The 12,011-nt window shown below is 71.1% G+C and carries 9 protein-coding genes and 2 tRNA genes; 3 read left to right on the forward strand and 8 right to left on the reverse strand.

Annotated elements, in window-relative coordinates; translation table 11 throughout:
- The first annotated feature begins 25 nt into the window (after positions 1–25).
- On the forward strand, positions 26–1,264 hold the full coding sequence (locus tag AC3ENQ_RS00585) for a beta-ketoacyl-[acyl-carrier-protein] synthase family protein (protein ID WP_431800701.1): 1,239 nt from the start codon (positions 26–28) through the stop codon (positions 1,262–1,264).
- Positions 1,265–1,441: 177 nt separating this feature from the next.
- Here the strand turns inward: AC3ENQ_RS00585 and AC3ENQ_RS00590 are convergent, their stop codons facing one another.
- From AC3ENQ_RS00590 to AC3ENQ_RS00610, 5 genes are all read right to left on the reverse strand, one after another.
- Positions 1,442–1,954: a DUF3145 domain-containing protein gene (locus AC3ENQ_RS00590; protein ID WP_431800703.1), complete on the reverse strand. Its 513-nt coding sequence runs from the start codon at positions 1,952–1,954 to the stop codon at positions 1,442–1,444.
- Between the two features lie 467 nt (positions 1,955–2,421).
- Positions 2,422–3,831 carry a type II toxin-antitoxin system HipA family toxin gene (locus AC3ENQ_RS00595; RefSeq protein ID WP_431800705.1) on the reverse strand — a complete coding sequence of 470 codons (1,410 nt, stop codon included), beginning with the start codon at positions 3,829–3,831 and terminating at the stop codon, positions 2,422–2,424.
- Positions 3,828–4,043: a helix-turn-helix domain-containing protein gene (locus AC3ENQ_RS00600; protein WP_431800707.1), complete on the reverse strand. Its 216-nt coding sequence runs from the start codon at positions 4,041–4,043 to the stop codon at positions 3,828–3,830. The genes AC3ENQ_RS00595 and AC3ENQ_RS00600 overlap by 4 nt, the downstream gene beginning before the upstream one ends.
- A gap of 226 nt (positions 4,044–4,269) precedes the next feature.
- A tRNA-Ile gene (locus AC3ENQ_RS00605) sits at positions 4,270–4,343 on the reverse strand.
- Between the two features lie 26 nt (positions 4,344–4,369).
- Positions 4,370–5,479 (reverse strand): DMT family transporter, encoded by a 1,110-nt coding sequence (locus AC3ENQ_RS00610; RefSeq protein WP_431800709.1) that lies wholly within the window; start codon positions 5,477–5,479, stop codon positions 4,370–4,372.
- 41 nt (positions 5,480–5,520) lie between these two features.
- On the opposite strand from AC3ENQ_RS00610, the gene def reads away from it, so the two are divergent.
- Positions 5,521–6,087 carry a peptide deformylase gene (gene def, locus AC3ENQ_RS00615; RefSeq protein ID WP_431800710.1) on the forward strand — a complete coding sequence of 189 codons (567 nt, stop codon included), beginning with the start codon at positions 5,521–5,523 and terminating at the stop codon, positions 6,085–6,087.
- A 474-nt stretch (positions 6,088–6,561) separates the two neighbouring features.
- Here def and AC3ENQ_RS00620 read toward each other — a convergent pair whose 3' ends face one another.
- The gene (locus AC3ENQ_RS00620; protein ID WP_431800712.1) at positions 6,562–9,903 is read right to left on the reverse strand and encodes a hypothetical protein; all 3,342 of its coding nucleotides are present in this window, start codon (positions 9,901–9,903) and stop codon (positions 6,562–6,564) included.
- A gap of 353 nt (positions 9,904–10,256) precedes the next feature.
- Here AC3ENQ_RS00620 and AC3ENQ_RS00625 point away from each other — a divergent pair, with 353 nt between their 5' ends.
- Entirely contained in the window at positions 10,257–11,123 is an 867-nt protein-coding gene (locus AC3ENQ_RS00625; protein WP_431801706.1) for a helix-turn-helix domain-containing protein, read from the forward strand.
- Here the strand turns inward: AC3ENQ_RS00625 and AC3ENQ_RS00630 are convergent.
- Both AC3ENQ_RS00630 and AC3ENQ_RS00635 read right to left on the reverse strand, forming a co-directional pair.
- Positions 11,085–11,157 (reverse strand) — tRNA-Asn (locus tag AC3ENQ_RS00630). The two genes, AC3ENQ_RS00625 and AC3ENQ_RS00630, sit on opposite strands and share 39 nt — an antisense overlap.
- A gap of 85 nt (positions 11,158–11,242) precedes the next feature.
- On the reverse strand, positions 11,243–12,007 hold the full coding sequence (locus AC3ENQ_RS00635) for an ATP-binding cassette domain-containing protein (protein WP_431800714.1): 765 nt from the start codon (positions 12,005–12,007) through the stop codon (positions 11,243–11,245).
- Positions 12,008–12,011 lie beyond the last annotated feature (4 nt).

Genomic DNA, 12,011 nt, shown 5'->3' on the forward strand with positions numbered 1-12,011 from the left:
CCCACCGGAGCAGCACGAGGACATCATGAGCACTCCCCGCATCGTCGTCACCGGCATCGGCGCTTCGAGCCCCATCGGCGGCACGGCCCCTGACAGCTGGTCGGCACTCCTGGCCGGCGCGTCGGGCGCCCGCACCCTCGAGTACGACTGGGTCGAGGAGTACAGCCTGCCGGTGACGTTCGCCGCGCAGGCGGCCGTCCGGCCCGACACCGTCCTCGAGCGCCCCGTCGCCAAGCGCCTCGACCCGTCGTCGCAGTTCGCGATGGTCGCCGCGCTCGAGGCCTGGGAGGACGCCGGAAGCCCCGAGGTCGATCCCGAGCGGCTGGGTGTCGACTTCGCGACCGGCATCGGCGGACTCTGGACGCTGCTGGATGCCTGGGACACCCTGCGCGAGAAGGGTCCGCGCCGAGTGCTCCCCATGACCGTCCCGATGCTCATGCCGAACGCGGCCGCGGGGAACCTCTCGCTCCACTTCAATGCGCGCGCCTATGCCCGCACCGTGGCGAGCGCGTGCGCCTCGAGCACCGAGTCGATCGTCAACGCGATCGAGCACCTCCGCGACGGACTGGCCGACGTCGTCATCGCCGGTGGCACCGAATCGGTCATCCACCCCGTGACGATCGCGTCGTTCTCCTCCATGCAGGCGCTCTCCAAGCGCAACGACGACCCGGCGACCGCGTCGCGGCCTGGCAGCATCGATCGCGACGGCTTCGTCATGGGCGAGGGCGCCGGCGTCCTCATCCTGGAGACCGAGGAGCACGCGCGCGCCCGCGGTGCGAAGATCTACGCCTCCGTCGTCGGCGGCGGCGTGACGGCAGACTCGTACCACATCACCGCCAACGATCCCGAGGGGACGGGCGCGGCTCGAGCCGTCCGCCAGGCCCTCGAGATGGCGGGGGCCTCCCCCGACGACGTCACGCACGTCAACGCCCATCTGACGTCCACGCCCGTCGGCGACCCCAACGAGTACACCGCGCTGAAGGGCGTGTTCGGCGACCGGGTCGAGGAGATTCCGGTGTCGGGCACCAAGGCATCCACCGGTCACCTCCTGGGCGGCACGGGTGCGCTCGAGGCGATCTTCACCGTTCTGGCCCTGCGTGACCGCCTCGCGCCGCCGACCATCAACCTCACCGAGCAGGACCCGGCGGTCCCCTTCCGTCTTTCGGGCGAGCCGATGCCGTTGGGCTCGGGCGACCAGCTCGCGATCAGCAACTCGTTCGGATTCGGCGGGCACAACGCGGTCGTCGCGTTCGCCTCGGTCTGATCGAGCGACCTAGCGCCCGCACGTCCGCACGCGTGACAGACGCCCCCGGATCCTGGCGGATCGCGGGGGCGTCTGTCGTGTCAGGAGCGATGCGCTCTCTCGGTGTCCGGGAAGCCGTCCGAAGCCGGTACCGGCGCCTCACCTCCTGAGTCTGTGCGGGGGTCGCGGCCGACGGGGTCAGCCGACCTTGTGGAGCCAGACGACGGGCGCGTCGTCGCTCGCGTGACGGAACGGCTCGAGCTCCTCATCCCAGGCGGCCCCGAGCGCGACCTGCAGCTCGCGCTGCAGCTCCGTCATGTCACCGGCGGCGATCTCCATCGCGTAGCGGATGCGGTCTTCGCCGATGACGACGTTGCCGGCGGTGTCGGTCTGCGCGAAGTGGATGCCGAGCCCGGGGGTGTGCAGCCAGCGCCCGCCGTCGGAGCGCGGGGTCGGGTCTTCGCTCACCTCGAACCGCAGGTGCTCCCAGCCGCGGATCGCCGTCGCGAGGGCAGCCCCGGTACCGACCGGGCCCTCCCAGTAGAACTCCGCGCGGCGACTTCCGGCGAGCACCGGCTGGTCGGCCCAATCGAAGTTCACCGCGCGCCCGAGGGCGCGCCCGACCGCCCACTCGAGGTGGGGGCACAACGCTCGCGGCGCGGAGTGGATGAAGATCACTCCGCGCGCCAGTGTGGTCGACGTCGTCGCCATCGTTCTCTCCGTTTCTTCAGGTACGTCTTCCCCTACGACCTGAACGGACCGACCCGTGGCGACTATGCAGTTGCGTGTGCGGTTATGGGGCCATTATGACCGACCGAGGCCCGGAATGACAACTGTGTGATTCCGGATCTCGTCACGGTAGGGCGGGTAGGACTTGAACCCACGATCGTCGGTCTGCGGCTCAGCCTTCGATCTGCCCTGACCCCGCCCGCCCGCGCGCACGACGGCGACGCCGGCTTCGACTTGTGTGGCAACGAGCATGTCTTCCTCGAGGTGGGCGCCCACGCCCTCGTCTGCACCGGTGTCTCGATCGCACCCCTGCCGGCACCGCGGAGCACCCGGCGATCGCCGGGGCGCTGGATCGTGCGTCGGTTCTCGGCGCCGACGATGAGGTCGAGGCGGCCGCGTTCGGCTTCTACGGTCAGGGCGTCCAGTCCGTGCGCGTCGCACGCCGCGCGTTACCGGAGCGCGTCGCTCGGCGGTGTGTTCCGCCGCTTCGCGAACGACCCTGAGTTGGAGGCGGCGCTCGTCTTCCCTCGCGGCTGAGAGATCCTCTGACGAGTCTCGGTCGGCGCGCTGAGGGTGGAGCGCTCCGCACGGTCCAGCTCACGCCGCAGGCGCGCGGCACGGTCAGCGGCCTCGTCGACGATCCGGGCGGCAAACTCGGCGTCCCCGTCGGTCAGGTCGGCATCCGCGGCCGCATCGGAGTAGGCGTCTGCGAGGCCGTCGACGATGCGGGACGCCTCGCCGCGTACCCACTCGTCGTCGAACCCGCCCCTCGCGCCCTCATCGAAGAGGTGGCGCGGTTCGATCTCGTGCTGAAGGTAGTGCTTCCCCATCGACATCGCCAGCTTCGCCTTGCGGTTGTTGATGTCCGGGTACGGCAGGGCGGTCGTGATGTCGTAGAGGGGCGCGAGCCTGGGACCTGCGTCTGCGTCATGCAGCAGTGAATAGTTCTTCGCGTGAGCGTCGGTGCCGAGCGCCGCCCAGTTGAACAGGACCGCCTCGAAGAACCTGTTCGCGCTCCCCCGGTCACGTCCGCGCGCGGACCGAATGATCTGCGTCACCCGCTGGAACCCCGGTCCGCCCTGGTTCTGGTACTTCACAGACGGGTGGATGCCCGTGGCCTGCGCCATGTCCTCCTGGTGGATGCGACGCACCGTGCCGTCGGCATCGACCGTCCGGTCGTACCGCTCGACGACGATCACGGTCTCTTCCTCGAACCGTTCGATCGCGGATCCCGCAACCTCGAGCCCCAGCCGCCCTGCGGCGGACAGGGACAGGTGCTCGTTGAGGTCGCCGCGGTCAAGACCGCGGATGCCCGGTTTGAAGATGTGTGTGGATGCGGCACGCCCCGTCGGTACAGCCCACCCGTCACCGGACCGCGCGAGCGCGAACTTCGACTGCGCACCAGCGAGCGAGAAGTAGCCGTCGCCGTGCCCAGCGATCAGCCACGCTTCCGGGTCATCGCGTAGCAGCCGAATGTGCGCGGCGATCTCGGCCGTCGAGATCGGGTCGAGCGCACCGGCCGCATCGAGGGTCGGAGCGTCCTGCACGCTCAGCTGCACCGCGCCCGCGGTGTCCATCCCGACATGTTCGAGGAGCGCCATGGGATTGCGGAGACTGACCTGGAATCGCTGCCCCCACCGCTCCAGGACAGCCTCGCTGTCCGGCAGGAGGTTCCAGAGGAAGTTCGCCGGCGCGTGCCCCTCATGGTGCTGGCGGCTCTTCGGCATCGACAGCGACAGCTCCATGCGTCGAGCGCCGCGACGCCAGTCGTCGTCGAAGGTGAAGTCGACCCGGCCGCCGTCGCTCGCGAAACGGCCGACGCGGCGACCGTCGATGTAGGCGGTCAGCGCGGTGCTCACGGGGCCGCCGTCAGGTCGATGTCGAGGCGGAGTTCGTCGGCCAGGCGGACAAGATGTCCGATGGTCGCGGTGGCCGCACGGCCGCCCTCGAACCCGACAACCCACTGGCGGCTCGTGCCGATGCGCTCAGCGAGCTGCGCCTGCGTGAGCCCCAGCTCGACGCGGCGGTCCCGCATGATGTTGCCGAAGTCGACTTCGGTGACAGCAATCATGCTCACCTCCCGTGTCCGTCAAGCCTGACACGATCAGGCATGTCCGTCAAGACTGACATGGGCTTTGCGTGTCAGGTTTCTCTGACGCTCACATACCCGGCGGGGATCCGCCCGGCGCTGTCCTCCACCCAGGACGTGGACCTGGACCGGCCGCTTCCCAGGTGTGCTCTCAGCTCATTCATCGCAATCTCCCGCGTACTTCCACGGGAGAACGGGAGATCAGTCGTAGGGCGGGTGGGACTTGAACCCACGATCGTCGGGTTATGAGCCCGCTGCCTTGACCAGCTTGGCCACCGCCCCGCGCCGGAAGCCCGGCGAGAGAGAGTTTACCGGGGTCGGTCGCCGTCGCCCGCCTCGCTGGCCTTCGAGCCCGGTTCGCGGTCGCGGACCGGTGGGTCGGGCCACACCCGCGCGACGGCGTCGGTGAGACGCTCCGAGTTCGACCGCGGTGTGTCTCCGTCGGTGCCGGAGCTCCCGCGGGTGATGGGCAGCTCCTGGCTGTTGCTGACCACCTCCGGGTGGTAGCGCGCGAGCTGGAACACACCGACGACCGCGAGCGCCCCGGCGAGGGCGAAGCCGACGTAGGCGAGCCACGGGGCGTGCTCGGCCTCGCGCAGCACGATGAGGCCGATGAGCACCGCGACGATCGGGTCGATGACGGTGAGCCCCGCGATCACGAGGTCGGGCGGGCCGGAGGCGTAGGCGGTCTGCACGAAGTACGCCCCGATCGCGGTGCCCGCGATGAGGGCGACGACGCAGATCACCGTGAGCCACTCGACGTCGCCCGAGTTGATGCGACTGATGACGACCTTCGCGAGGGTGGCCACGAAGCCGTACATGACGCCGGCGGCGCAGATGTAGAAGAGCGCGCCGATGCGGCCGCGCCGCCAGACCCACAGCCCCGTCAGGGTCAGGGCGACGACGGCGAGGATGACCAGGATGATGAGGATCTGCTGGTCGCTCACGGGCGTCTCGGTCGCGTAGATGGCCGCGATCGTCACGAAGAAGAGGATGCCGGCGATGCACAGCACGATCGCGAGCAACGAGCGCCTCGTCGGCTTGTGACCGCTGATCCGCGCGTTCAGGAGCGTCGTCAGCACGAGGGAGACGGCGCCCAGCGGCTGGACCAGGATGAGCGGTGCGAAGGAGAGGGCGGCGAGCTGGCAGACGATCGCAAGGCCCAGCATGACGGTGCCCGCGACCCACGAGGGCCGACGCAGGAGGTTCCAGATCTGGGCCCCGGTGAGCCCCGAGCCGCCGTCGGTCTTGGTGAGCCGCTCGACCTTCTGCACGCCCCGGTGCTGGTACTGCGCACCGAAGGACATGAACACCGCGCCGAGGAGGGCGAGCGGGATGCCGATGAGGATCGCGGGGTCCTTGAAAACGCCGACCAGCTGGTCGGTGACGTCATCGAGTGACAGGCCCACGGCATCCACCCTCCGACACTAACGCCACGGGTCCTCGATAGGCTCGAGGCGTGGCCGTTCTTCCGATTCGCATCATGGGCGATCCCGTCCTGCACGCTCCCGCCTCCCCCGTCGCCGAGATCACCGACGAGATCCGCGAACTCGTCGCCGACATGTTCGAGACGATGGATGCCGCACCCGGTGTCGGTCTCGCCGCCCCCCAGGTCGGCGTCGGCCTGCGCATCTACACGTACACGTACGCCGACGATGACGGCGCTCCGTGGCGCGGTGTCGTCATCAACCCCGAGCTGTGGATGGTGCCGCTCGAGCCGGGCGCACCCGACCCCGACGAGGAATCGGAAGGGTGCCTGTCGTTCCCCGGTGAGCGGTTCCCGCTGCGGCGCTCCGATCGGGTGATCGTGACCGGGACCGACCTCGACGGCTCACCTGTCCGCATCGAGGTGGACGGCTGGCGCGCGCGCATCATGCAGCACGAGTTCGACCACCTCGACGGCATCCTCTACATCGATCGTCTCGATGACCGCGACTGGAAGACCGTGCAGAAGATCGCCCGCAAGCGCGGGTGGGGGCGTCCGGGCGCATCGTGGACCCCGGGAATCGACGACCTCGACGCCTGAGCGCTCGCCCGCTCGGACCGACGCCTCCGGCGCCTCACGCGGGCGGCGGGGTGGACGGTGCGGGCGCGTCCGTCGGCTCTGCCACGTCGTAAAAGAGGGTGCGCGCCGGCGGCGCGACGAGCGGGCGCCGCTGGCGCTGCACCCACAGGACGGGTCTTCCGGCCGTGTCGCGTGCCAAGGTGTAGCGCCGTTCGAGCTCGACCCCGCTCTGCGGTACGGCGGAGGGCATGAGCCGGTGCACGGCGCCGTCGGCGGCGCGAAGCGTCTCGGCGCGCCACCGGCGTTGTCGCGTTCTCCCCCTGGGTCTCGCCGAGCTGCCACTGCCGGGCGAGGAACCACAGGGGGTCGTGGACGACAGCGGCCACGGCGTCGTCGATGTGCGGCTCCGTGACCGCGGAGATGCTGCGGCGGGCAGTGGGCGAGGTCGTCATGGCGTGACCAGCCGGGAGATGTAGGCGCGGCCGGAGAGGATGTCTACGGGGAGGGATGCTGGCAGGCGCCCCGGGGAAGAAGGTCGCCGAGCTCCGCGAGATCTTCGCCCGTCGCCGTGCGGGCCACCAGCAGCTCGCGCGTCTCGGCGAGGATCTCATGCAGGAGGTCGTCCTCGAGCCTGACGCCCTCCGACGGCGGCACGGCCACGAGAATCGCCTGCGGAGCGCGCGCAGCCGGTGCGTTGAATCCGAACGCGGCGTTCGTGGTGCGCTGGGGCACGGGAACCATTTCGGTATAGGCGTCGACGACGCCGACGGCGACGCTCGTACCGTCGAACGCGGTCGGCGGCCCGAACGCCGCACGGAATCGGGGTGTGGGCGTCTGCTCGATCGGTTCCGTTGCGCGCGCCACCTGCACGGCTGAGATCTCGTCGACCAGCCACGGGTCCGGGCCGCTCGCCCACATCGTCAGCGGCGCGGCACCGCCTCGGAGCGCATCCAGCTGCACGGCCTCGATACGGGCGAGGGGCGGACGGACGGCGGCGGCGATCGAGAGCCAGGCCTCGTCGAGTCCGGGGCGCGGCTGCGGAGCGATGCCGGTGGCCTCGTTCAAGCGCGCGAGGCTCCACTCGATGAGGATCGGGAGGTTTCCCTGTGGAGCGGCGAGCGTCGAGAGCGCACGCGCCAGGGAGGGCACACCGTCGGGGATCCCGGTCGCACGCCGGTCGACGGCATCCTCCTTCTGCGGGGTCGCCATCTTCGCGGGACTTCGGAGAGACCCCGGGCTCGGCGCCGCGGCGAGGCGCTCCGCGAGCACCGAGCGCACGGTGCGGGTCAGATCACGGAGCGAGGTGGCGCCTGGCGGGACCGGTTGTCCGCACATCGCCGCCCGGAAGGTCGCGGCATCGGCGGGGTCGGAGTCCGGGGTCACACCCCACTGCGCCGCGACGCGGATCGCGGCTCGCTGCGCGCCCGCGCCGCCGACGCCGAGCGCCGCGGCCGACCCCGCTGCCGTGCGTGCTGCTGCCAGGGCCGCGAAGACTGCCCGGTACCGGGCGACGAGCGTCGCGTACGCCGCGTCCGTCGCGGGAGCCGGCGAGCCCGGCACCGCCAGATCCCGCTCGCTCGCCGGTGAACCCAGCGCATCGCAGAAGGCGCGCGCGCCGCCGAGCTGTGGGGGCGGGACCACACCGATCACTTCGGGTCGTCCCGCGGCGATGCGAACGAGCCGATGCAGGTCCGCCGGGTCTGAGGCATCCGCTGTCATGAGCGATGCCGGCACCATCGCCACGGGCTCTCCGACGGAGCTCCAGGGCGTCCACAGACGTGCGTCCTCCGGCGGCGCCTGTACCTCCACGGCGGATGCCGGCGACAGCCCGGCCGCGGCGATCACGGCGGTCCGCACCTGCCTCTCGGACTTATCGGCGAGACGCGACGGCGGCAGGGGAAGATCCACGCTCGACACCGTTGCGCTGGCGCCGGACGGATCGCGCACCGCCCACACCCGGATCTCCTCTTCGCGGACGGCGAGCGGCGGACCGCCGACGGCGACGAGTTCGTCGAGCTGTCGTGTCGACCAGGTCAGCGCGTGCACGGGTTCGAGCCCCAGCTCGTCCAGACCTACCGTGCGCGTCGATCCGTCCTCGAGCGTCGCGACGAACGCCCAGTCGTCGCCGAAGCGGGCGACGAGAGCGGCGGCGACCTCGGGCGACGCGAGCGCTCCGCCCTGCGCACCGGGCGCGGCCGCCGCGGCGGGGAGCACGGAGAGCACGGTGGTCTCCGTTGCGAAACCGCTGGGATCCGTGCGGGGAAAGGCGAGCTCCGGCATGATCGCCTCCCCCGCCGCGGCATCCATGGCGCCCGCGGCCCGCCCTAGGGAACGGTCGACCGCGTGCACGAGCCCGTCGGCCGCGAGGAGGTCCGCGAGCGCATCGAGCGCGTCACGAAGCTGGAGCAGGCGCTCGGACTCTCCCGCGCGCAGGGGAAAGAGCGGGTCGGGCGCGGTGCCATCGTCGGGGACGAGTGCGGCGAGGGCCGCCAGCCCGTCGCAGACCCGAAAGGGCGTGGGCCGGTCGGCGTGTACGGGGAAGGCGGCGCGCAGGCCGCGCACGCGCGCATACGCATCGGGGCCCTCCCCGATCAGGCGCTCCACTTCGGCGCCGACGATTTCGGTGAGATCGCCGCCGAGACGCAGGTCGTCGGCGAAGGCATTCGCGAGCCGTACGTGCGCGCTCGTGAGCCGCATGTCCCAGGGCTCGGTGCCGCGCTCGTTGAGCTCGCCGCTCTCGGCCGCCGTGCGGTACTTGTCGCGCAGGATCGTCGCGACGGTCGTCTTCGCCGGCGACGGCGTGTGCAGCAGGCCCGAGGGCGTCGGGCCGGGCGTGCCGACGAACGTCCCGTGCGCCCACCCGTACGCGCCGAGCCGTCGCCGGGCGGTCACGGCCGGGTTGCCGACGGAGCTCAAGGTCGCCCAGGCGAAGGAGGACACCCAGGGGTCGATGCGCGTCGTGACCGCGTCGAGCGTGGCGCCGAGCGCCCTTTCCAGCCGCGCGCGCAGGCCCTCGTCCATGTCGAACGGCACCGCGGGCGTGTCCGTCGAGGCGACGAAGGGAGGGACCCCGTCGGCGGAACGCATACCGCCCGGATCGATGAGGGTCGCGAGCCGCCAGCTCGCTTGTGTCTGCGCGTCGGCGCTGCCGGGATCTCCCTGCGGCGGTGTGATGATCCGGCGGACGGCGAGGTCTCCCAGCTCTCCGCCTCCCTGACGGATGCGCCAGGCGTTGGACGTGAGTGCGGACTGCACCAGGAGCCGGATGAGAAGCGAGTCGGGCAGGACGCGGAGCCAGCCCTCGACCGCGTCGTCCGGCGCAGGTCGGTCATCGATCGGCACGGGATCTCCCCGGTAGACCGCCTGCGGCACGAGCGTCACCGGCTCGTAGGAGCGGAAGTACGCCGCCGCGAGGGTCGTGAGCCGCCCCCTCGTGTATCCCTCGCGCTGAAGGAGCACGTCCATGAGGAGCGGAAGCGGGAAGGTGTACCACTGGTTTTCCGCGTAGACCCACAGCCCCCTCCACGGTGGCTGCACGAGAGGAAGCAGGGCGGGCATCGCCGCGCCCGAGGGCAGCCAGACGCCCGCGGGCCCTGCGATGCGCGGGAGTTTCAGCTGCAGGACGCGGACGAGAAGTGTCTCGCGCAACGCCGCGTCGTCGAGCAGGGAGCGAAAGCGTGACAGCCACGCGTCGAACGACGCGCCGTCGAGCGTGACATCCCCGAGCTTCGCGACCTTGGCCTCGGTCCCGTTGAGGATCGTCGGGAGCGGTCGCCGGGTGTCGCCGGGCGCCACGGCATCGGTGAACAGTGCGACGAGCCTCGTCAGAAAGTCCACGATCCCCCCCATACGGATGCACTGTCGGTGCGCCCGGCGATCATCCGCGCGCTGTGCCGCGCGGTCCCCGTGCACCACGTTCCCGTGGCGCGCCCATGAGCGTAGCGAGCCGGGAGTCGATGCGGGTGGGGCGCGTCCCGCTGAGTGAGACGGCGTCGCGGTGTGCCGTGTCGGCCGCGCGCCCGCATGCGTCGAGAAGGAGCATGCGGGAGGGGCACGAAATGGTGGCGCAGGACGGGGAGTCGGCGCGACAATGGGGTCCTCCCGAAATGAGAGCCGATCGAGCGGCCTCCGGCGGGCAGATGGGACGGCAGCACCGGAGCGATCGGAGCGCGCACATGGGAGACACATCGATGCTCGGGCGCATCCTCGCGGTGCCCGACGGATGCCTGGACTCCGCCGCACCTGTACGACTGTCCGATCTGGTACGTGCGACGGGTCTGCCCAGCGCCACCGCCTGGCGGATCGCGGCGGGCCTCGTCGAGGCGGACCTGCTCGCGCGCACCGACGACGGCTATGTCGTCGGCCCGGGCCTGATCGAGCGCGGCGATCGCGCCGCTCACCAGAGGGCACTTCGGGCGATCGCGCTGCCCGAGCTCGTCGAGCTTCACCACCGTACCGGGGGCGCCGTCTGGGCGGTGGATGTCAGTCGCGAAAGCGGGTGGACGATCATCGGTCAGATCTACGACCGCGCGGCGCTGCAGAATCAGTACTCCGAGCAGTGGGCGCACGATCCCGCGAAACCGGCCATCCTGGCCACCGCCCTCGGGTACATCGGGCTCGCCGATCGGCCGGACCTTGTGGACCGGCTCCTCTCCCGCGGGGTCCCGCGCCTGACGCCCTATACCGAGACCGCTCCGCTCCGGGTGATCGCGACGCTCGATCGCGCTGTCGGTGAGAGACAGCTGATCGAGCACGGACGCGTGTGGCCCGGGTGGTCCTGCCTCGCGGTGCCGATCGCCGACCGAGCGACGGGGCGCACCGTCGCCGTCGTCGGCGTCATCGACCGCACCCCCCGCTTCGTCGACGACCGGGTCTCGCGCGCGGCGCGGGCCACAGCGGCGCACCTGCAGAGTCAATGGCCGGCGACGGCGACCACTCGCGCGCGTACGCACGAGAGGTCGGTGTCAGCGGAGCGAGACGACGCAAAACGCCCCAGGGGTGGAGCCCTGGGGCGTTCGCTCCCCGGCTTGGACTCGAACCAAGAACCTGCCGGTTAACAGCCGGCTGCTCTGCCAATTGAGCTACCGAGGATCAGTCACCCGCGAGCGGGCAACCCGTCCATACTAGCAAAGCCGCAAGGGTGCTCGTGCACATCGGCACCCCCTCGATGAACCCCTCAGGAGGCGAGGCGCGTTCCCCCGTCGGGCGTCCACAGCACGTCGGACGTGCCGTGCCCGAAGCCGACGGGATGGCCGGCCCGGAGCACGAGGACGTCGGCGTCGAGCTCGCCGATGGCGGGCGCGTCGTTGGTGACGAGAAGAAGGGCCATCCCCTGCTCGTCGCGGCGTCGCAGGAGCGCGTCGCGGGCTGCTTGGCGCACCTCGAGATCGAGGTTGGAGTACGGCTCGTCGCCGATGAACAGGCGCGGGTGCAGCACCAGGGCACGGGCGAGCGCGACGCGCTGACGCATTCCGGAGCTCAGCTCGTACGGGTACTTCGACGCCGCGCCCAGCGGCAGCTGCAGCTCATCGAGGAGCCCCGCGATCTGGAGGGAGAGGGCGCGCTGGTTGACGCGACGGTCGCGCGAGGTGACCGGTTCGGCGATGACTTCCCCCACCGTGAGACGAGCGGGCAGGTCGCGTCCGCCGTTCTGCGCGAGATAGCCGGTGAGGTACTCCCGGGTGCGGCGGGCGCGCCCGCGCTTTCGGACGGGGATGCCGTGCACGGCCGCATCGCCGCCCACGACGGAGAGCGTCGCGTCGTCGGCGCCGGCGAGGAAGGCGGCGAGGCTCGACTTCCCCGAACCCGTCGCGCCCATGAGCGCGAGAGCGCGGCCGGCGCCGAGGCTGACGGTGATCCCCTCGACGACGCGGGTGCCCGACCGGGCGACGGAGAGGTCATCGGTACGGACGACGACGTCGGTCGGAGTGGATCGGGCCATGCCG

It is taken from the genome of Microbacterium sp. bgisy203 (assembly GCF_057706945.1).

What these genes read in the sequence shown, in the direction of transcription:
- AC3ENQ_RS00585 (WP_431800701.1), top strand. Translation starts at nt 26, where the DNA reads ATGAGCACTCCCCGCATCGTCGTCACCGGCATCGGCGCTTCGAGCCCC.
- AC3ENQ_RS00590 (WP_431800703.1), bottom strand. Translation starts at nt 1,954, where the DNA reads ATGGCGACGACGTCGACCACACTGGCGCGCGGAGTGATCTTCATCCAC.
- AC3ENQ_RS00600 (WP_431800707.1), bottom strand. Translation starts at nt 4,043, where the DNA reads ATGATTGCTGTCACCGAAGTCGACTTCGGCAACATCATGCGGGACCGC.
- AC3ENQ_RS00625 (WP_431801706.1), top strand. Translation starts at nt 10,257, where the DNA reads ATGCTCGGGCGCATCCTCGCGGTGCCCGACGGATGCCTGGACTCCGCC.
- AC3ENQ_RS00635 (WP_431800714.1), bottom strand. Translation starts at nt 12,007, where the DNA reads ATGGCCCGATCCACTCCGACCGACGTCGTCGTCCGTACCGATGACCTC.